Source organism: Pseudomonas sp. PDM20 (assembly GCF_014852575.3).
Lineage (GTDB): Bacteria > Pseudomonadota > Gammaproteobacteria > Pseudomonadales > Pseudomonadaceae > Pseudomonas.
Map to the genome: position 1 here is coordinate 1,210,461 of NZ_CM181224.1, position 19,991 is coordinate 1,230,451.

Sequence of the window (19,991 nt, forward strand, 5' to 3'; positions counted from 1 at the left end):
CGAGCATGAGCCTGATCGCTTCCGACCAATTCCGCATCGTTGTCGGCCTCGGCAAGAGCGGCATGTCCCTGGTGCGCTACCTGGCGCGCCAGGGCGTGCCTTTTGCCGTGGCCGATACGCGCGCGAATCCGCCGGAGCTGGCGACCCTGCGCGAGCAGTATCCGCAGGTCGAGGTGCGCTGTGGCGACCTCGACGCCGATTTCCTCTGCCGCGCCCAGGAGCTTTACGTGAGCCCCGGCCTGTCGCTGCGCGTGCCGGCGCTGATCGAAGCTGCCGCCCGTGGCGTGCGCATGTCCGGCGACGTCGACCTGTTCGCGCGTCACGCGAAGGCGCCCATCGTCGCCATCACCGGTTCCAATGCCAAGAGCACCGTCACCACCCTGGTGGGCGACATGGCCAGGGCTGCCGGCAAGCGCGTCGCCGTTGGCGGCAACCTCGGCACCCCGGCGCTGGACCTGCTGGCCGATGACGTCGAGCTTTACGTGGTGGAGCTGTCCAGCTTCCAGCTGGAAACCTGCGAGCGGCTGAACGCCGAGGTCGCTACCTGCCTCAATGTCAGCGAAGACCACATGGACCGCTACGACGGCATGGCCGACTACCACCTGGCCAAGCACCGCATCTTCCGCGGCGCCAAGCAGGTCGTGGTGAACCGTGCCGACGCGCTGAGCCGCCCACTGATCGCCGACAACGTGCCGTGCTGGACCTTCGGCACCAACAAGCCGGACTTCAAGGGCTTCGGCCTGATCGAAGAAGACGGGGAGAAGTGGCTGGCATTCCAGTTCGACAAACTGATGCCGGCCCGCGAGCTGAAGATCCGTGGCGCGCACAACCAGTCCAACGCCCTGGCGGCGCTGGCGCTGGGGCATGCCGTCGGTCTGCCGTTCGAACCGATGCTGCAGACCCTGCGTGAATTCGCCGGCCTCGCCCACCGCTGCCAGTGGGTGCGCGAGCGCAACGGCGTGAGCTACTACGACGACTCCAAGGCCACCAACGTCGGCGCCGCCCTGGCTGCGATCGAAGGCCTGGGCGCCGATATCGACGGCAAGCTGGTGCTGATTGCCGGTGGCGACGGCAAGGGCGCCGACTTCCATGACCTGCGTGACCCGGTTGCCCGGCATTGCCGCGCCGTGGTGCTGCTGGGGCGGGACGCCGAACTGGTGAGCGCCGCCCTTGGCAACGTGGTGCCCAAGGTCCGCGTGAATACCCTGGACGAAGCCGTCGAGCACGCTGCCGACCTGGCGTTGCCGGGTGACGCCGTGCTGCTGTCGCCGGCCTGCGCGAGCCTGGACATGTTCAAGAACTACGAAGAACGCGGACGCCTGTTCGCCAAGGCCGTGGAGGAGCTCGCCTGATGTTCTCCTTCCTGCGCCCCTATCCGTCCCCGCTGATCAGCCGCAATGGCATCGACATCGACTTCCCGCTGCTCGCGGGTTGTCTGGCGCTGCTCGGCCTCGGCCTGGTGATGGTCACTTCGGCATCCTCCGAAGTCGCCGCGGCGCAGTCCGGCAACCCGTTGTACTTCTCGGTCCGCCACCTGATCTACCTCGCCATTGGCTTCGTCGCCTGCGGCGTGACCATGATGGTGCCGATGGAAACCTGGCAGCGCTGGGGCTGGAAGCTGCTCGCCGTGGCCTTCCTGCTGCTGGTGATGGTGATCACCCCCGGCATCGGCCGCGAAGTGAACGGCTCCATGCGCTGGATCGGCTTCGGCCTGTTCAACATCCAGCCCTCGGAGATCGCCAAGGTCTTCGTGGTGATCTTCATGGCCGGCTACCTCGTTCGTCGCCAGGAAGAAGTGCGCGAGAGCTGGCTGGGCTTCTTCAAACCCTTCGTGGTGCTGCTGCCGATGGCCGGCCTGCTGCTGCGCGAGCCCGACTTCGGCGCCACCGTGGTGATGATGGGTGCGGCTGCCGCGATGCTGTTCCTCGGCGGCGTGGGCCTGTTCCGCTTCGGCCTGATGGTCGCGCTGGCGGTGGGCGCCGTGGTCCTGCTGATCCAGACCCAGCCTTACCGGATGGCGCGCCTGACCAACTTCACCGATCCCTGGGCCGACCAGTTCGGCGCGGGCTACCAGCTCAGCCAGGCGCTGATCGCCTTTGGCCGTGGCGGCTGGACCGGCATGGGCCTGGGCAACAGCATCCAGAAGCAGTTCTACCTCCCCGAGGCGCACACCGACTTCGTGTTCGCGGTGCTCGCGGAAGAGCTGGGCATCGTCGGCGCCATGGCCACCGTGGCCCTGTTCGTCTTCGTCAGCCTGCGTGCGCTGTACATCGGCATCTGGGCCGAGCAGTCGAAACAGTACTTCTCCGCCTACGTCGCCTACGGGCTGGCTTTCCTGTGGATCGGCCAGTTCCTGATCAACGTGGGCGTGAACGTCGGCCTGCTGCCGACCAAGGGCCTGACCCTGCCATTCCTCAGCTACGGCGGCAGCTCCCTGGTGATCTGCTGCGCCCAGTTGGGAATGTTGCTGCGCATCGAATGGGAACGCCGCACCGTGATGGGCAGCGAGGAATATGAATTCAGCGAAGAGGACTTTGCCGATGAAAGGTAACGTCCTGATCATGGCGGGCGGCACCGGCGGACATGTGTTCCCGGCCCTGGCCTGCGCCCGTGAATTTCAGGCACGCGGCTACAGCGTGCACTGGCTGGGCACTCCGCGCGGCATCGAGAACGACCTGGTACCCAAGGCCGGTCTGCCGCTGCACCTGATCAACGTCAGCGGCCTTCGCGGCAAGGGCCTCAAGTCCCTGTTGCGCGCGCCGTTCGATCTGCTCAAGTCGCTGTTCCAGGCCCTGGGCGTGGTTCGCCAGCTCAAGCCGGTCTGTGTGCTCGGCCTGGGCGGCTACGTCACCGGCCCGGGCGGCCTGGCTGCCAAGCTGTCCGGCGTGCCACTGGTGATCCATGAACAGAACGCCGTTGCCGGCACCGCCAACCGCAGCCTTGCGCCGCTGGCCAAGCGAGTCTGCGAAGCCTTCCCGGATACCTTCGACAGCAGCGCCAAGCGCCTGACCACCGGCAACCCGGTGCGCGTCGAGCTGTTCCTGGAGGAGGGCGCCCGCGCGCCGCTGGCCGGCCGCCGCGTCAACCTGCTGGTTCTGGGCGGCAGCCTGGGCGCCGAGCCCTTGAACAAGCTGCTGCCCGAAGCGCTCGCGCAAATCGGGGGCGAGATTCGCCCGGCCATTCGCCATCAGGCCGGCCGTCAGCATGACGAAATTACTGCGGAGCGTTATCGCGCTGCGGGTGTCGAAGCGGACGTAGCTCCGTTCATCGCCGACATGGCCGCCGCCTACGCCTGGGCCGATCTGGTGATCTGCCGCGCCGGGGCGCTGACCGTGAGCGAGCTGACCGCCGCCGGCCTGCCGTCCTTCCTGGTGCCGCTGCCCCACGCGATCGATGACCACCAGACCAAGAACGCCGAATTCCTGGTGCGGGAGGGCGCGGCCCTCCTGCTGCCACAGAAATCTACCAGCGCCGCCGAACTGGCCGCGCAGTTGTCCGAGGTATTGATGCATCCCGATTCCCTGACCCGCATGGCCGCTCGCGCACGCAGCCTGGCCAAGCCCGAGGCTACCCGCACGGTAGTCGATGCCTGCCTGGAGGTGGCCCGTGGTTAAAGAACCCACCGGCGTCACCCGCACCATGCGGCGCATCCGCCGCATCCACTTCGTCGGCATCGGTGGCGTGGGCATGTGCGGTATCGCGGAAGTGCTGCTCAACCTCGGTTACGAAGTCTCCGGCTCCGACCTCAAGGCTTCGCAGGTCACCGAGCGCCTGGAAAAATTCGGCGCAGAAATCTTCATTGGCCACCGCGCGGAGAACTCCGACGGCGCTGACGTACTGGTGGTTTCCAGCGCAGTGAACAAGTCGAACCCGGAAGTCGCTGCGGCGCTGGATCGCCGTGTGCCGGTCGTGCCGCGCGCCGAGATGCTCGCCGAGCTGATGCGCTATCGCCACGGCATCGCCGTCGCCGGTACCCACGGCAAGACCACCACCACCAGCCTGATCGCCTCGGTATTCGCCGCCGGCGGCCTGGACCCGACTTTCGTCATCGGCGGCCGCCTGAACGCCGCCGGCACCAACGCGCAGCTGGGCACCAGCCGCTACCTGGTGGCCGAGGCCGACGAGAGCGACGCCAGCTTCCTGCACCTGCAGCCGATGGTCTCGGTGGTCACCAACATCGACGCCGATCACATGAGCACCTACGGCGGCGACTTCAACAAGCTCAAGCGCACCTTCGTCGACTTCCTGCACAACCTGCCGTTCTACGGTCTGGCCGTGGTCTGCGTGGACGACCCGGTAGTGCGCGAGATCCTGCCGCAGGTTGCCCGTCCGACCGTGACCTACGGCCTGAGCGAGGACGCCGACGTCCGCGCCATCAACATCCGCCAGGAAGGCATGCGCACCTGGTTCACTGTGCTGCGCCCCGAGCGCGAGCCGCTGGACGTCTCGGTGAACATGCCCGGCCTGCACAACGTACTGAACTCCCTGGCGACCATCGTCATCGCCACCGATGAAGGTATTTCCGACGAGGCCATCGTCCAGGGCCTGTCCGGTTTCCAGGGCGTCGGTCGACGCTTCCAGGTCTATGGCGACCTGCAGGTGGAAGGCGGCAGCGTGATGCTGGTCGACGATTACGGCCACCACCCGCGCGAAGTCGCAGCGGTGATCAAGGCCGTGCGCGGTGGCTGGCCGGAGCGTCGTCTGGTGATGGTTTACCAGCCGCACCGTTACAGCCGTACCCGCGACCTGTACGACGACTTCGTGCAGGTGCTGGGCGAAGCCAACGTGCTGATGCTGATGGAGGTCTACCCGGCCGGCGAAGAGCCGATCCCCGGCGCCGACAGCCGTCACCTGTGCCACAGCATCCGCCAGCGCGGCCAGCTCGACCCGATCTACCTGGAGCGCGGCGGTGATCTCGCTTCGCTGCTCAAGCCGCTGCTGCGTCCGGGCGACATCCTGCTGTGCCAGGGCGCCGGTGATATCGGCGGGCTGGCTCCGGCACTGATCAAGAATCCGATGTTCAGCGCTGCCGCTGCTGGCGCCGAGGGGAAGAAGCAATGAGTGACGCCCTCAAATCCGCCCTCGAGCCCCGCGCCTTCGGTCGCGTCGCCGTGCTGTTTGGCGGCAAGAGCGCCGAGCGCGAGGTGTCGCTGAAGTCTGGCGCCATGGTCCTGCAGGCTCTGCAGGGCGCGGGCGTGGACGCCTTCGGCATCGACGTGGGCGACGATCTGCTGGAGCGTCTGACCCGCGAGAAGATCGACCGCGCCTTCATCATCCTCCACGGTCGTGGCGGTGAAGACGGCACCATGCAGGGTCTGCTGGAAATCGCCGGCATTCCCTACACCGGCAGCGGCGTGCTGGCCTCTGCGCTGGCCATGGACAAGCTGCGCACCAAGCGCGTGTGGCTGAGCCTCGGCCTGCCGACGCCGGACCACGCCGTGCTCGCCACCGAGGACGATTGCCGTGCCGCTGCCGCGAAGCTCGGCTTCCCGCTGATCGTCAAGCCGGCCAGCGAGGGTTCGAGCATCGGCATGGCCAAGGTGAACAGCGAGCAGGAGCTGATCGCCGCCTGGGCTGCTGCCGCGAAATACGACCCGCAGGTGCTCGTCGAGCAGTGGATCAGCGGCCCCGAATACACCGTCGCGATCCTCCGTGGCCAGGTGCTGCCGCCCATTCGCCTGGGCACCCCGCACACCTTCTACGACTACGACGCGAAGTACCTGGCCAACGATACCCAGTACCAGATTCCCTGCGGCCTCGATGCCGAGAAGGAACAGGAACTCAAGGACCTGACCGCGCGCGCCTGTGATGCCCTCGGCATCCAGGGCTGGGGTCGGACCGATGTGATGCAGGACGCCCAAGGGCGCTTCTGGCTGTTGGAAGTGAACACCGCACCGGGCATGACCGACCACAGCCTGGTGCCCATGGCCGCGCGCGCGGCCGGCCTGGATTTCCAGCAACTGGTGCTGGCGATCCTCGCCGACAGCGTCGAGGCAAGGGGGTAAGTCATGAACGGCGCGCAGCTTCGTCACCAGAATCCCGGAATCGGCCGTGCCCCGGCACGCAAGCCGGTGCCGCGCGGCGCCAGCCGTCTGGTGGCCAAGGAGCCGCTCAGCGCCCGCATGCCCAAGCCCAGCTTCGGCTTCCTGAAGGTGCTGCTGTGGCCTCTGGTGCTGGGTGTGCTCGGTGGCGGTGCCTACTACGGCGCGCAGTACGTGCTGCCCTACGCGGACCGGCCGATCGCCAAGGTCAGTGTGGAAGGCGACCTCAGCTACATCAGCCAGGCGGCGGTGCAGCAGCGGATCAGCCCCTACGTGTCGGCCAGCTTCTTCACCATCGACCTGGCCGGCATGCGCCAGGAGCTGGAGCAGATGCCCTGGATCGCCCACGCCGAGGTGCGTCGCGTATGGCCCGACCAGGTGGTTATCCGCCTGGACGAGCAATTGCCCATCGCCCGTTGGGGTGACGAAGCCCTGCTGAACAACCAGGGCCAGGCTTTCGCCCCGCGTGAAGTGGCCAACTACGAGCACCTGCCGCGCCTGTCCGGCCCGCAGCGTGCTCAGCAGCAAGTGATGCAGCAGTACCAGATTCTCAGCCAGATGCTCCGCCCGCTGGGTTTCACCATCGCCAGCCTGGACATGAGTTCGCGCGGCGCCTGGACCCTGGGCACCGCGCAGGGCGTGGAGATCATGCTGGGCCGCGATCACGCGGTAGAACAGATTCGCCGGTTCGTGACCATCTACGACAAGGCGCTGAAAGATCAGATTACGAAAATTGCCCGCATCGACATGCGCTACCCCAACGGCCTTGCCGTAGGTTGGCGCGATCCGATGCCGGAAGCGACGGTGGCTCAGACCACCGCCGCGCAGTGAGTTGAGGAGACTTCTATAAACATGGCAAGCGTGCAGAGCGGCAAAATGGTCGTCGGCCTGGACATCGGCACCTCCAAGGTGGTGGCGCTGGTGGGCGAGGTGGCGGCCGATGGCAAGCTGGAAATCGTCGGCATCGGGACGCATCCGTCGCGCGGCCTGAAGAAGGGCGTGGTGGTGAACATCGAATCCACCGTGCAATCGATCCAGCGCGCCATCGATGAAGCCCAGCAGATGGCTGGCTGCCGTATCCACTCGGCCTTCGTCGGCATCGCCGGCAACCATATCCGCAGCCTGAACTCACACGGCATCGTGGCGATCCGCGACCGCGAAGTGAGCGGCGCAGACATCGAGCGCGTACTGGACGCGGCCCAGGCCGTGGCCATCCCGGCCGACCAGCGTGTGCTGCACACCCTGGCCCAGGACTACGTGATCGACAACCAGGAAGGCGTGCGCGAGCCGCTGGGCATGTCCGGCGTACGCCTGGAAGCCAAGGTGCACGTGGTGACCTGCGCGGTGAACGCCGCGCAGAACATCGAGAAGTGCGTGCGCCGCTGCGGCCTGGAAGTGGACGACATCATCCTCGAGCAGTTGGCCTCGGCCTACTCCGTGCTCACCGAGGACGAAAAGGAACTGGGTGTGTGCCTGGTGGACATCGGCGGCGGCACTACCGACATCGCGATCTTCACCGAAGGCGCCATCCGCCATACGGCGGTGATCCCGATCGCCGGCGATCAGGTCACCAACGACATCGCCATGGCGCTGCGTACCCCGACCCAGTACGCCGAAGAGATCAAGATTCGATATGCTTGCGCCTTGGCCAAACTGGCCGGTCCGGGCGAAACCATCAAGGTGCCCAGCGTAGGGGATCGGCCGCCGCGGGAACTGTCGCGCCAAGCGCTTGCCGAAGTGGTCGAGCCTCGTTACGACGAGCTCTTCACCCTGGTTCAGGCCGAGCTGCGTCGCAGTGGCTACGAGGACCTGATTCCGGCCGGGATCGTCCTGACCGGTGGCACCTCCAAGATGGAAGGCGCCGTCGAGCTGGCCGAGGAGATCTTCCACATGCCGGTGCGCCTGGGCGTACCACACAGCGTCAAGGGACTGGCCGACGTCGTGCGCAATCCGATCTATTCCACCGGTGTGGGGCTGCTCCTGTACGGACTGCAAAAGCAATCCGACGGCATCTCCATGTCCGGCAGCAGCTTCAGCAGCGACGAACCCAAGACACCGGTACTGGAAAAGCTCAAACGCTGGGTCCAGGGCAATTTCTGATTTACCACCGCGGTAAACGTAGGCAACACAACTAGAAAGGAAGGAGAGGGGAAATGTTTGAACTGGTAGATAACGTCCCGCAAACAGCAGTCATCAAAGTGATCGGCGTAGGTGGTGGCGGCGGCAACGCCGTGAACCACATGGCCAAGAACAACGTTGATGGCGTCGAATTCATTTGTGCCAACACCGATGCGCAGGCGCTGAAGAACATCGCCGCGCGCACCGTGCTGCAGCTCGGCCCGGGCGTGACCAAGGGTCTGGGCGCTGGCGCCAACCCTGAAGTAGGCCGCCAGGCCGCCATCGAGGACCGTGAGCGCATCGCCGAAGTCCTGGAAGGCGCCGACATGGTCTTCATCACCACCGGCATGGGTGGCGGTACCGGTACCGGTGCTGCGCCGATCATTGCCGAGGTTGCCAAGGAAATGGGCATCCTCACCGTGGCCGTGGTCACCCGTCCGTTCCCGTTCGAAGGTCGCAAGCGCATGCAGATCGCCGACGAGGGCATCCGCTCGCTGGCTGAAAGCGTTGACTCGCTGATCACCATCCCGAACGAAAAACTGCTGACCATCCTGGGCAAGGACGCGAGCCTGCTGGCCGCCTTCGCCAAGGCTGACGATGTACTGGCCGGTGCCGTTCGCGGTATCTCCGACATCATCAAGCGCCCGGGCATGATCAACGTCGACTTCGCCGACGTGAAAACCGTCATGAGCGAAATGGGCATGGCCATGATGGGTACCGGCTGCGCCAGCGGCCCGAACCGCGCTCGCGAGGCGACCGAAGCCGCGATCCGCAACCCGCTGCTGGAAGACGTCAACCTGCAGGGCGCCCGCGGCATCCTGGTGAACATCACCGCCGGTCCGGACCTGTCCCTGGGCGAGTACTCCGACGTGGGTAACATCATCGAGCAGTTCGCTTCCGAGCACGCCACCGTGAAAGTGGGCACCGTGATCGATCCGGACATGCGCGACGAACTGCACGTCACCGTGGTCGCCACCGGTCTGGGCGCTCGCCTGGAGAAGCCGGTCAAGGTCGTCGACAACACCGTTCAGACTCAGGCTGTCAGCACCCAGGCTCCGGTTCAGCGCGAGCAGCAGTCGGTGAACTACCGCGACCTGGATCGTCCGACCGTCATGCGCAACCAGAACCACGGCGGCGCAGCCACCGCGGCCAAGCTGAACCCGCAGGACGATCTGGACTATCTGGACATCCCGGCCTTCCTGCGTCGCCAGGCCGATTGAGTCGATTTATCAGGAGTATCAATGTGATTGGTGTTCAGCAAAGGGCGGTTCTGCTATCATCGCCGCCCATTGTTGACAACAGTTCGCAACTTGCGCGAAAGCGGCCAAAGCCATGATCAGACAACGCACCTTGAAGAACATCATCCGGGCGACCGGTGTCGGCCTGCACTCCGGGGAAAAGGTTTACCTGACCCTGAAGCCGGCTCCCGTCGATACTGGCATCGTGTTCTGCCGGACCGATCTCGACCCTGTGGTGGAAATTCCCGCCCGGGCTTCGAACGTCGGCGAAACCACCATGTCGACCACCCTGATCAAGGGTGACATCAAGGTGGATACCGTGGAGCACCTGCTCTCGGCCATGGCCGGCCTGGGTATCGACAACGCCTATGTCGAGCTGTCCGCATCGGAAGTTCCGATCATGGACGGCAGCGCAGGTCCTTTCGTATTCCTGATCCAGTCCGCTGGCCTGCAAGAGCAGGAAGCGGCCAAGAAGTTCATCCGCATCAAGCGCGAAATAACGGTGGAAGAGGGCGACAAGCGCGCCACTTTCGTTCCGTTCGACGGCTTCAAGGTGAGCTTCGAGATCGATTTCGATCACCCGGTCTTCCGTGGTCGCACCCAGAAAGCCGTGGTGGATTTCTCCAGCACTTCCTTCGTGAAGGAAGTCAGCCGCGCCCGTACCTTCGGGTTCATGCGCGACATCGAGATGCTGCGTTCGCAGAACCTGGCGCTCGGTGGCAGTGTGGAGAACGCCATCGTGGTCGACGAGTATCGTGTGCTCAACGAAGACGGTCTTCGTTACGAGGACGAGTTCGTCAAGCACAAGATCCTGGACGCCATTGGTGACCTGTACCTGCTGGGTAACAGCCTCATCGGCGAGTTCATCGGCTACAAGTCCGGTCACGCCCTGAACAACCGTCTCCTGCGTACCCTCATCGCAGACAAGGACGCTTGGGAAGTGGTGACCTTCGAGGACGCCAAGACTGCGCCGATCTCCTATATGCGACCCGCTGCGGCCGTATAAGGAAACCTCCTCCTTTCAGCTACAACTTCAAAGGCCACCCTCGGGTGGCCTTTTTTTATTCCAGCGTTTTTATTCCTGGTCCGCTTCCGGCGGCTTGCGACTGCGGCTGGCGAGGCGCTCGAGGGCGGCCTTGAGTTGCGGATTGCTGATGCCCTCGGCTGCTTCGTGCAGGGTGGCGGAGGCGGACTCGGTGATGCGGTTGGTATTCACCCGGGTGGGCGCCTGGATCACCGGCTGCACCTTGAACAGGATGCGCGCCAGACCCCTGAACTCCTCGAACGCGGCCAGCTGCCGCAGCAGGCGGTTCTGCTGGTAGCGCAGGCGCGTGGCCCAGTGGCCGTCGGTGACGACCAGCAGCAGGCTGCCTTCACGCCAGGAGGCGACACGGCAGTAGGGGCGCGCGGCGGGCTGCAGCTGCGAATCGAGTAGCTCCTGCAGGCGCGAGAGGCGCTGCGCCTGGGCGAACAGCGACTGCAGCGGCTTGGCTTCGCGCAGCAGCTTGGTCATCGCCTTGGCGGGCAGGGGGCGGAAGGCCATCGAGAGCAACCGGGAGTGAATGAAGCAGGATGGTAACAGATGCGCTCAGGGCCAGATGCCACCGTCCACCCTTGAAGTTGCCAGGCTGCGTCACCATATCACCCACTCGGATTCAAAGTTGTCCGTCCATGCATTGCTCCCAAGCTCGCAGAATGCGAAGCTTCGGAGGATGACTTCGGCACTTTTTTCCCGGTAGTTTCCGGGTAGAATGCCCGCTTCATTGCCGTTCCGCGCCGCGGCCAGCCAGTCGGGCAGCCCTCCAATTCTCCAGTTCGGATGACCCAGTCGATATGTTTGCGCCTTTGTTGAAAAAACTCTTTGGAAGCAAGAACGAGCGCGAAGTGAAGCGCATGGCCAAGCAGGTCCAGGCCATCAATGCACTCGAGCCCCAGATGGTCCCGCTTTCCGATGAGCAACTGAAGGCCAAGACCGAAGAGTTCAAGGCGCGTGTCGCCAAGGGCGAGACCCTCGACCAGATCCTTCCGGAAGCCTTCGCCGTCGCCCGCGAGGCTGGCAAGCGCGTGATGGGCATGCGTCACTTCGACGTCCAGCTGATCGGCGGCATGTCCCTGCACGAAGGCAAGATCGCCGAGATGCGTACCGGTGAGGGCAAGACCCTCGTGGGTACCCTGGCCGTCTACCTGAACGCCCTGTCCGGCAAAGGCGTGCACGTGGTCACCGTGAACGACTACCTGGCTCGCCGCGACGCCAACTGGATGCGTCCGCTGTATGAATTCCTCGGCCTGACCGTCGGCATCGTCAGCCCGTTCCAGCCGCCGGAAGAGAAGCGCGCCGCCTACGCCGCCGACATCACCTACGGCACCAACAACGAATTCGGCTTCGATTACCTGCGCGATAACATGGCGTTCAGCCTGGAAGACAAGTTCCAGCGTGAACTGAACTTCGCCGTGGTCGACGAAGTGGACTCCATCCTCATCGACGAGGCGCGGACTCCGCTGATCATCTCCGGCCAGGCCGAAGACAGCTCCGAGCTGTACATCAAGATCAACAAGCTGATCCCGCGCCTGAAGCGTCACATCGAGGAAGTCGAAGGCCAGGTGACCCAGCAGGGCCACTACAGCATCGACGAGAAGACCCGCCAGGTCGAACTCAACGAACAGGGCCATGCCTACGTCGAGGAGCTGCTGACCCAGAACGGCCTGCTGGCCGAGGGCGAGAGCCTCTACTCGGCACACAACCTCAGCCTGCTGACCCATGTCTACGCTGCGCTGCGCGCCCACACCCTGTTCCACCGCAACGTGGAATACATCGTCCAGGGCGACCAGGTCCTGCTGATCGACGAGCATACCGGCCGCACCATGCCGGGCCGTCGCCTCTCCGAGGGCCTGCACCAGGCCATCGAGGCGAAGGAAAACCTGCCGATCCAGGCCGAGAGCCAGACCCTGGCCTCGACCACCTTCCAGAACTACTTCCGCCTCTACACCAAGCTGGCCGGCATGACCGGTACCGCCGACACCGAGGCCTTCGAATTCCGCCAGACCTACGGCCTGGACGTGGTGGTGATCCCGACCCACCGTCCGGTTGCCCGTAAGGACTTCAACGACCTGGTCTACCTGACCCAGGACGAGAAATACGCCGCCATCATCACCGACGTGCAGCAGTGCCAGGCGCTGGGTCGTCCGATCCTCGTAGGTACCGCCTCGGTCGAGACCTCCGAATACGTTTCGCAGCTGCTGCAGAACGCCGGCATCGAGCACAAGGTACTGAACGCCAAGTACCACGAGAAGGAAGCCGAGATCATTGCCCAGGCCGGTCGTCCGGGCTCGGTCACCATTGCCACCAACATGGCCGGTCGTGGTACCGACATCCTGCTGGGCGGCAACTGGGAAGTGGAAGTCGCCGCGCTGGAGAACCCCACCGACGAGCAGGTCGCGCAGATCAAGGCCGACTGGCAGAAGCGTCATCAGCAGGTCATCGAGTCGGGCGGCCTGCACGTGATCGCCTCCGAACGCCACGAATCCCGCCGTATCGACAACCAGCTGCGCGGCCGTGCCGGCCGTCAGGGCGACCCGGGCTCCAGCCGCTTCTACCTGTCGCTGGAAGACCACCTGATGCGCATCTTCGCCTCCGACCGGGTGAAGAACTTCATGAAGGCACTCGGCATGCAGCCGGGCGAGGCGATCGAGCACCGCATGGTGACCAACGCCATCGAAAAGGCGCAGCGCAAGGTCGAGGGCCGCAACTTCGATATCCGCAAGCAACTGCTGGAGTTCGACGACGTCGCCAACGAGCAGCGCAAGGTGATCTACCACATGCGCAACACCCTGCTCGCGGCCGATAACATCGGCGAGACCATCACCGAGTTCCGCGAAGAGACCCTGAACAACACCGTCAGCGAGCACATTCCGCCGCAGTCGCTGCCCGAGCAGTGGGACGTCGCCGGTCTGGAAGCTGCGCTGTACAGCGATTTCGGCCTCAAGCTGCCGATCCAGCAGTGGCTGGACGACGACGACAAGCTCTACGAGGAAACCCTGCGCGAGAAGATCCTCACCGAGCTGGTCGCTGCCTACAACGAGAAGGAAGAGCTCGCTGGTGAAGAAGCCCTGCGCACCTTCGAGAAGCAGATGCTGCTGCGCGTGCTGGACGACCTGTGGAAGGACCACCTGTCCACCATGGATCACCTGCGTCACGGCATCCACCTGCGCGGCTACGCGCAGAAGAACCCGAAGCAGGAATACAAGCGCGAGTCCTTCAACCTGTTCCAGGAACTGCTGAACTCCATCAAGCGCGACACCATCCGCGTGCTGTCCTTCGTCCAGGTTCGCCGCGAAGACCCGGCCGAAGAAGAAGCCCGCCTGCGTCGCGAAGCCGAGGAAATGGCCAAGCGCATGCAGTTCCAGCACGCCGCCGCACCGTCCATGGACCAGGTGACCGGCGAGCCGGAAGAAGAGGGTGAAATCCCGGCCGACAACGTGGTGCCGATGGAACCCATCCGCAACGAACCGAAGATCGGCCGCAACGAGCCGTGCCCCTGCGGTTCGGGCAAGAAGTACAAGCACTGCCACGGTCAGGTGGAATAAAGCTTCCCGCCCCTGATACCAACGCCGCGACCGGCCCTGCCGCTCGCGGCGTTTTTCACATCTGCTTCACTGATTCGTTTTACCGGTTTGATTCACTGACTTGATTCACTGACTTGATAGGAGCGCGCCACATGGCTGTTGGTCTCGGCCCCATGTCCACCCTGCACCCGGTCCCCGGTTTCGAACTCGGCATCGCCTCTGCCGGCATCAAACGACCCGGCCGCAAGGACATCGTGGTGATGCGTTGCGCCGAAGGCTCCACCGTGGCCGGTGTGTTCACTACCAACGCCTTCTGCGCCGCTCCGGTGATCCTGGCGCGCAAGCGCTTCCTGGGGCCGGTGCGCTACCTCCTGACCAACACTGGCAACGCCAACGCCGGCACCGGTGAACCGGGCCTGGTCAACGCCACCCGCACCTGCGCCAAGCTGGCCGAGCTTGCCGGCGTGCCGGAAAACGCCGTGCTGCCGTACTCCACCGGGGTGATCGGCGAGCCGCTGCCGGTCGAGAAGATCGAAGCCGCGCTGCCTGCCGCGCTGGCCAACCTGTCTGTGGATAACTGGGCCGACGCCGCTGCCGGCATCATGACCACCGACACCCTGCCCAAGGGCGCCAGCCGCCAGTTCCAGCACGACGGCGTGACCATCACGGTTACCGGCATCAGCAAGGGCGCCGGCATGATCAAGCCGAACATGGCCACCATGCTCGGTTACATCGCCACCGACGCGAAGGTTGCCCAGGGCGTGCTGCAGGACCTGCTGCGCGACGCGTCGAACAAGTCCTTCAACCGCATCACCATCGATGGCGATACCTCCACCAACGACTGCTGCATGCTGATCGCCACCGGCCAGGCCGCGCTGCCGGAGATCACCGCTGCCAGCGGCGCGCTGTTCGCCGCGCTGAAGCAGGCCGTGCTGGAAGTTTCCATGGAACTGGCCCAGGCCATCGTCCGCGACGGCGAAGGCGCCACCAAGTTCGTCACCGTGCAGGTGAATGGCGGCGCGACTCACCAGGAGTGCCTGGACGTCGGCTACGCCGTGTCCCACTCGCCGCTGATCAAGACCGCGCTGTTCGCTTCCGACCCGAACTGGGGCCGTATCCTCGCGGCCGTCGGCCGTGCCGGCGTGCCTGACCTGGACGTGAGCCTGATCGACGTGTTCCTCGATGACGTGGCCATCGCCAGCCGCGGCTGCCGCGCCACCAGCTACACCGAGGACCAGGGCGCCAAAGTCATGGCCCAGGAAGAGATCACCATCCGCATCGATCTAGGCCGCGGCACCTGCAGCGAGACCATCTGGACCACTGACCTGTCCCACGAGTACGTGAAGATCAACGCGGAATACCGCACCTGACGGTAGCCATAGGCTACAAGCTTCAGGCGGCAGGCAAGAGCGCGCCTGAAGTCTGCTGCTTGTAGCCTTCAGCCGCTTCTCTCGCATTCCCGATTTTCATCGATAGATGAAAATCGGGAATTTGTTTTCATGGCTGCCGCGCTCTAAGGTCTTCTGACTGACCCTCAAGAGCATCGCATCCATGTCCCTCACCCTGATCATCGGCAGCAAGAACCTCTCCTCTTGGTCCCTGCGCGGCTGGCTGGCCATGCAGCTCACCGGCGCCGAGTTCGAGGAAATCCTCATTCCCCTCGGTGGGCAGGACATCTCGCGGCGCATCCGCGAGCACTCGCCCAGCGGCAAGGTGCCGGCGCTCAAGTGCGAGCACGGGCTGATCTGGGATTCCCTGTCGATCGCCGAATACCTCGCCGAACGCTTCCCCGAAGCCCATCTCTGGCCCCGTGGCGAGGCGGCCCGCGCACTGGCACGCTCGGTCTGCGCCGAGATGCACAGCGGCTTCATGGCGCTGCGTTCGCACATGCCCATGGACATCCAGCGCAACCAGCCGCTGACCAACGTGCCCGACGCGGTGGAGGCGGATATCGCCCGTGTCGTCGAGCTCTGGGCGTTGTGCCGCCAGCAGTTCGGCCAGGACGGTCCGTTCCTGTTCGGCCACGCCAGCATTGCCGACGCCTTCTACGCTCCCATTGCCACGCGCCTGCGCAGCTACTGCGTGACCCTGCCCATCGAGGCGCAGAAATACGTCGATGCGATCTATGCCTGGCCGGCCTTCCGTCCCTGGCTGGACGCGGCGATGGTCGAACGCGCCTGAACCCGGCCGCCAATGACGGTAGAATGCCCGTCTGCGCGGGCCCTGCCTGAATCGGATTGAGGAGTAGCACTGTGAAACGAGTACATGTCGCCGCCGCCGTGATTCGCGGACTCGATGGCCGGGTGCTGATCGCCCGCCGTCCGGACGACAAGCACCAGGGCGGTCTCTGGGAGTTTCCCGGTGGCAAGGTGGAAGAGGGCGAAGCGGTGCAGGTCGCCCTGGCCCGCGAGCTGAAAGAGGAACTCGGCATTGACGTCGAGCAGGCCCGCCCGCTGATCCGTGTGCAACATGACTACAGCGACAAGCATGTGCTGCTGGATGTCTGGGAAGTCTCCGCTTTCTCCGGTGCGCCCCATGGTGCCGAGGGCCAGCCGCTGGCCTGGGTCGCCCCGCGCGACCTGCCGGACTACGAGTTCCCGGCGGCCAATGAGCCCATCGTGCAGGCCGCGCGCCTGCCGGATCGCTACTTGATCACCCCCGATGGCCTGGAAATCCCGCAGCTGGTGCAGGGCGTGCGAGCCGCTGTTGCCAACGGCATCCGCCTGATCCAGCTGCGCGCGCCGAACATGTACAGCCCCGAGTACCGCGACCTCGCCGTCGACGTGCAAGGCCTGTGCGCCGGCAGGGCGCAGCTGATGCTCAAGGGCCCGCTGGAGTGGCTGGGAGATTTTCCGGCGGCCGGCTGGCACCTGACCTCCGAGCAATTGCGCAAGTACGCACCCAACGGCCGACCGTTCCCCCGCGAGCGCCTGCTGGCGGCGTCCTGCCACAGCGCCGAAGAGCTGGAGCTGGCGGTGCGCATGGGTGTGGACTTCGTCACCTTGTCGCCGGTGCAGCCCACCGAGAGCCATCCGGGCGAGCCGGCGCTGGGCTGGGAGGCAGCGGCAGAACTGATCGATGGCTTCAACCAGCCGGTGTTCCTGCTCGGTGGTGTCGGCCCGCAGGATCTCGAGCGGGCGTGGCAGACCGGTGCGCAGGGCGTGGCGGGGATTCGCGCGTTCTGGCCGAAGGCGGAAGCCTGATAGGCACTTTGCGTGGGGCGGCGAGGGGTATCGCTTCGCTCCACGCCATCCTACGAAACTGATTCCGGACTGCTGGGCAACTGCGGTGCTTCCTGTAGGAGCGCTGTGCGTTGGTCATACCCGGTAGGTGCGGAATCCGCCGCGATGGATTTCGCTGACAGGTCGATCAGGTCGGTTTTTCAGCCGCATGCCAGAGAATCTCTTCCACGCCCTGGCGGCGGGCGATGAAGCGCGCGGCGACGAACAGCAGGTCGGACAGGCGGTTCAGGTAGCGCAGGCCCGCGCCTTCCAACGGTTCCTCGGCATTCAGCTGTTGGCAGCGGCGCTCGGCGTTGCGCGCCTGGGCGCGGCACAGGTGGGCGAGAGCGACCAGGCGCGAGCCGCCGGGCAGGATGAAGTTCTTCAGTGGCCCGAGTTCCTCGTTCCAGCGGTCGATCACCTGCTCCAGGCGCTCCACTTCGGCATCGTTCAGAGCGCGGTACTCCGGCATCGCCAGCTCTCCGCCCAGGTCGAACAGGCGATGCTGGATCGGCGCCAATACACCAATCACCTCTTCGAGCGCACTGCTACGCGCTTCGTGCAGCCCGGCCAGCAGCAGGCCAAGGTGGCTGTTCAGCTCATCCACTGCGCCCATGGCTTCCACCCGCGGATGGTGCTTGGGCACGCGGCGGCCGTCGGCCAGGCCGGTTTCGCCGGCATCGCCGGTACGGGTGTAGATCTTCGACAGGCGATTGCCCATGACTCAATGCTCCTTGTCGCCCTGCGCCAGTAGTGGCAGCGGCGGGGAAATCTCGGCGGCCAGCGGCAGACGGAGGGTGAAGCAGGTGCCCACGCCCAGTTCGGACTGCACCTCCATCTGCCCCTTGTGGTTGTTGGTGACGATGAAGTACGAGACCGACAGGCCGAGTCCCGTGCCCTGGCCAACTTCCTTGGTGGTGAAGAAGGGCTCGAAGATGCGCTTGCGCACGTTCTCCGGCATGCCGCAGCCGTTGTCCTCCACGTGGATTTCCGCCCACGGTGGATTGAGCCGGGTGCGCAGGGTGATGCGGCCGAATTCGCCTTCCTCTTCGTCGTCGCGCAGGTGGATGGCCTGGGCGCCGTTCTTCAGCAGGTTGAGCAGGACCTGTTCGATCTCGTTGGCGATCACCGGTACCGGCCCCAGGCGGGGGTCGTATTCGTGGACGATCTCCAGCGACTTGAAGTCGAAGCCGCCGGTGAGGTCGAAGTCGTTGCCGGCGATCTCCACCGCCTGTTCCAGCAACGCCGGCAGCTCGCAGGCGGCCATCTGGCGGTGGCTGCGGCGGCTGAAGGAAAGCATGTGGGTGACGATCTTCGCTGCGCGGGAGCCGGCGTACTGGATGCCATCCATCAGCTTGGGGATCTCCCGCGCCTCCAGGTAGTGGTTGAGGTCGTCCAGACGCACGCCTACTTCGCCGGCCACTTCGAGGTTCTTCGGCAGCTCCTGCGACAGGCGCCGGCGGATGTTCTGCACGTTGTGCAGAATGGCGCCCAGCGGGTTGTTGATCTCGTGGGCCATGCCGGCGGCGAGGCCGCCGACGGAGAGCATCTTTTCCGACTGCACCATCATCTCTTCCATCCCAAGGCGGTCGGTGATGTCGTCGATGCGGATCACCGCGCCACGGCCGGTGCCGCCCATCAGTGGGTAGAAGGTCAGGGCGTAGTGGCGCGGAGCGTCGGTAAGGGCCCAGGTGACGCGTTCGACGCGCTCGACCTTGTGCTGCTCGGCGGCGCGGGTGAGCTGCGGCAGGAAGGGCTTGAGCGACGGGAAGGCGAGGAACACCGGCTGGTTCACCGCGTCGTCCAGGCTGGTGCCGGAGAGCTGGCTGGCTTCCTGGTTCCACTGGGTGACGTAGAGCTGCTCGTCCACCGCGATCAGCGCCGAAGGCATGGAGTCGATGATGCTGTTGAGGTAGTGCTGGAAGCCGGTGAGCTTCTTCTCGATCTTGCTGCGCACCTGGACTTCCAGCTCCAGCTTGCGGTTCGAGCGGCGGGTTTCCTCGGCCAGCGACTGGGCCTGCTCCACGGCTTCCTGGGCGTCGTCACGGGCGCGCTTGAGCTGCTGCTCGCGGGCCTCGATGCGGGTCAGCATGGTGTTGAAGGCGTCAGCCAGGCGGCCGATCTCGTCGGCGTTGCCGCGCTCGGCGCGCAGGGCGTAGTTTTCCTCGCGGGTGACCTGGCGCGAGAGCTCTTCCAGGCTGCGGATCGGCCGGGTGATCAGGCGGCGGATCTGCTGTGCGATGAGCAGCCAGAGCAGCACCGAGACCGCGAGGATCACCAGGCTGGCGGTCAGTGTGCCGGTGTAGAAGGCGCCGGGCAGCTCGCTGCTGGCCACCAGCAGCAGGTAGCCGCTGTTGCGGCCGGCCTGGGGGAGCTCGAACAGCGCATTGAGACGGTATTCGTGCTGGCGCCAGCGCTCCAGGTGGTCCAGGCGCTCGGGCAGGGCCACCGGGCCGTTGCTCGGCGTCTGCGCGATGCGCTCGCCATTGCTGTCGTAGAGCGCGGCGGCGCGCAGCGGCTGGTAGTCGTCCAACTGACGTAGCAGCACCTGGGCCTGGGTCGGCGAGGACAGTGCCGGTTCGCTGAGCGCCGGGTTGGCGATCAGCCGGCCGATGGTCTGCAGGGCCTGCGGCGCCACGCTGTCCTGGGAGATCCAGTAGGCCGCGCTGATGAAGGCGAGGTTGGCCACCAGCATCACGGTCGCCAGCAGCACCAGCAGGGCGGCGAGGATTTTCTGGCCGACCGGCAGGTCTTCCAGGCGCTGGCGCAGGTTCATGGGTGAAGGCATGGGCGCGTCAAAGAGAAGAACA

Annotated in this window: 16 protein-coding genes; 13 read left to right on the forward strand and 3 right to left on the reverse strand. The window is 65.2% G+C overall.

Features of this window, described 5'->3' with window-relative positions; all coding sequences use genetic code 11:
- Nucleotides 1-5 precede the first annotated feature (5 nt).
- From murD to lpxC, 9 genes are all read left to right on the forward strand, one after another.
- On the forward strand, nt 6-1,352 hold the full coding sequence (murD, locus tag IB261_RS05825; RefSeq protein WP_151189490.1) for a UDP-N-acetylmuramoyl-L-alanine--D-glutamate ligase: 1,347 nt from the start codon (nt 6-8) through the stop codon (nt 1,350-1,352).
- Nucleotides 1,352-2,551 (forward strand): putative lipid II flippase FtsW, encoded by a 1,200-nt coding sequence (ftsW, locus tag IB261_RS05830; RefSeq protein ID WP_045209625.1) that lies wholly within the window; start codon nt 1,352-1,354, stop codon nt 2,549-2,551. Before murD ends, ftsW begins: the two co-directional genes overlap by 1 nt.
- Nucleotides 2,541-3,614 carry an undecaprenyldiphospho-muramoylpentapeptide beta-N-acetylglucosaminyltransferase gene (gene murG / locus IB261_RS05835; RefSeq protein ID WP_192381638.1) on the forward strand — a complete coding sequence of 358 codons (1,074 nt, stop codon included), beginning with the start codon at nt 2,541-2,543 and terminating at the stop codon, nt 3,612-3,614. The genes ftsW and murG overlap by 11 nt, the downstream gene beginning before the upstream one ends.
- A complete protein-coding gene (gene murC, locus IB261_RS05840; RefSeq protein WP_192381639.1) occupies nt 3,607-5,061 on the forward strand; it encodes a UDP-N-acetylmuramate--L-alanine ligase in 1,455 nt (484 codons plus the stop codon). The genes murG and murC overlap by 8 nt, the downstream gene beginning before the upstream one ends.
- Complete coding sequence (locus IB261_RS05845; RefSeq protein ID WP_192381640.1) at nt 5,058-6,005, forward strand: D-alanine--D-alanine ligase; 948 nt, start codon at nt 5,058-5,060, stop codon at nt 6,003-6,005. The genes murC and IB261_RS05845 overlap by 4 nt, the downstream gene beginning before the upstream one ends.
- Nucleotides 6,006-6,008: 3 nt before the next feature.
- Nucleotides 6,009-6,872, forward strand: a complete 864-nt coding sequence (locus IB261_RS05850; RefSeq protein ID WP_081517496.1) for a cell division protein FtsQ/DivIB — start codon at nt 6,009-6,011, stop codon at nt 6,870-6,872.
- Nucleotides 6,873-6,893: 21 nt separating this feature from the next.
- Entirely contained in the window at nt 6,894-8,141 is a 1,248-nt protein-coding gene (gene ftsA / locus IB261_RS05855; RefSeq protein ID WP_045209630.1) for a cell division protein FtsA, read from the forward strand.
- Nucleotides 8,142-8,194: 53 nt separating this feature from the next.
- Entirely contained in the window at nt 8,195-9,379 is a 1,185-nt protein-coding gene (ftsZ, locus tag IB261_RS05860) for a cell division protein FtsZ (RefSeq protein ID WP_017518095.1), read from the forward strand.
- A gap of 112 nt (nt 9,380-9,491) precedes the next feature.
- Nucleotides 9,492-10,403, forward strand: coding sequence for a UDP-3-O-acyl-N-acetylglucosamine deacetylase (lpxC, locus tag IB261_RS05865; protein ID WP_045209632.1), 912 nt, complete (start codon nt 9,492-9,494; stop codon nt 10,401-10,403).
- Nucleotides 10,404-10,472: 69 nt separating this feature from the next.
- On the opposite strand, the gene IB261_RS05870 is transcribed toward lpxC, so the two are convergent.
- Nucleotides 10,473-10,940, reverse strand: coding sequence for a DUF721 domain-containing protein (locus IB261_RS05870; protein ID WP_081517497.1), 468 nt, complete (start codon nt 10,938-10,940; stop codon nt 10,473-10,475).
- Between the two features lie 290 nt (nt 10,941-11,230).
- On the opposite strand from IB261_RS05870, the gene secA reads away from it, so the two are divergent.
- The 4 genes from secA (at nt 11,231) to IB261_RS05890 (ending at nt 17,163) form a co-directional block, all read left to right on the forward strand.
- A complete protein-coding gene (gene secA, locus IB261_RS05875) occupies nt 11,231-13,981 on the forward strand; it encodes a preprotein translocase subunit SecA (protein WP_151189493.1) in 2,751 nt (916 codons plus the stop codon).
- Between the two features lie 131 nt (nt 13,982-14,112).
- Nucleotides 14,113-15,330, forward strand: coding sequence for a bifunctional glutamate N-acetyltransferase/amino-acid acetyltransferase ArgJ (gene argJ, locus IB261_RS05880; protein WP_081517499.1), 1,218 nt, complete (start codon nt 14,113-14,115; stop codon nt 15,328-15,330).
- A gap of 181 nt (nt 15,331-15,511) precedes the next feature.
- A complete protein-coding gene (locus IB261_RS05885) occupies nt 15,512-16,141 on the forward strand; it encodes a glutathione S-transferase family protein (protein ID WP_192381641.1) in 630 nt (209 codons plus the stop codon).
- 71 nt (nt 16,142-16,212) lie between these two features.
- On the forward strand, nt 16,213-17,163 hold the full coding sequence (locus IB261_RS05890) for a Nudix family hydrolase (protein WP_192381642.1): 951 nt from the start codon (nt 16,213-16,215) through the stop codon (nt 17,161-17,163).
- A gap of 166 nt (nt 17,164-17,329) precedes the next feature.
- Here the strand turns inward: IB261_RS05890 and IB261_RS05895 are convergent, their stop codons facing one another.
- Together IB261_RS05895 and IB261_RS05900 are read right to left on the reverse strand one after the other, a co-directional pair.
- Complete coding sequence (locus tag IB261_RS05895; RefSeq protein ID WP_192381643.1) at nt 17,330-17,902, reverse strand: cob(I)yrinic acid a,c-diamide adenosyltransferase; 573 nt, start codon at nt 17,900-17,902, stop codon at nt 17,330-17,332.
- A gap of 3 nt (nt 17,903-17,905) precedes the next feature.
- Complete coding sequence (locus IB261_RS05900) at nt 17,906-19,957, reverse strand: sensor histidine kinase (protein WP_192382219.1); 2,052 nt, start codon at nt 19,955-19,957, stop codon at nt 17,906-17,908.
- Nucleotides 19,958-19,991: the final 34 nt, after the last annotated feature.

Coding starts and splice junctions, on each gene's coding strand:
- murD (WP_151189490.1), top strand. CDS start 6: ATGAGCCTGATCGCTTCCGACCAATTCCGCATCGTTGTCGGCCTCGGC.
- murG (WP_192381638.1), top strand. CDS start 2,541: ATGAAAGGTAACGTCCTGATCATGGCGGGCGGCACCGGCGGACATGTG.
- IB261_RS05895 (WP_192381643.1), bottom strand. CDS start 17,902: ATGGGCAATCGCCTGTCGAAGATCTACACCCGTACCGGCGATGCCGGC.
- ftsZ (WP_017518095.1), top strand. CDS start 8,195: ATGTTTGAACTGGTAGATAACGTCCCGCAAACAGCAGTCATCAAAGTG.
- IB261_RS05900 (WP_192382219.1), bottom strand. CDS start 19,957: ATGAACCTGCGCCAGCGCCTGGAAGACCTGCCGGTCGGCCAGAAAATC.
- IB261_RS05870 (WP_081517497.1), bottom strand. CDS start 10,940: ATGGCCTTCCGCCCCCTGCCCGCCAAGGCGATGACCAAGCTGCTGCGC.
- argJ (WP_081517499.1), top strand. CDS start 14,113: ATGGCTGTTGGTCTCGGCCCCATGTCCACCCTGCACCCGGTCCCCGGT.
- lpxC (WP_045209632.1), top strand. CDS start 9,492: ATGATCAGACAACGCACCTTGAAGAACATCATCCGGGCGACCGGTGTC.
- IB261_RS05885 (WP_192381641.1), top strand. CDS start 15,512: ATGTCCCTCACCCTGATCATCGGCAGCAAGAACCTCTCCTCTTGGTCC.
- IB261_RS05845 (WP_192381640.1), top strand. CDS start 5,058: ATGAGTGACGCCCTCAAATCCGCCCTCGAGCCCCGCGCCTTCGGTCGC.
- ftsA (WP_045209630.1), top strand. CDS start 6,894: ATGGCAAGCGTGCAGAGCGGCAAAATGGTCGTCGGCCTGGACATCGGC.
- ftsW (WP_045209625.1), top strand. CDS start 1,352: ATGTTCTCCTTCCTGCGCCCCTATCCGTCCCCGCTGATCAGCCGCAAT.
- IB261_RS05850 (WP_081517496.1), top strand. CDS start 6,009: ATGAACGGCGCGCAGCTTCGTCACCAGAATCCCGGAATCGGCCGTGCC.
- secA (WP_151189493.1), top strand. CDS start 11,231: ATGTTTGCGCCTTTGTTGAAAAAACTCTTTGGAAGCAAGAACGAGCGC.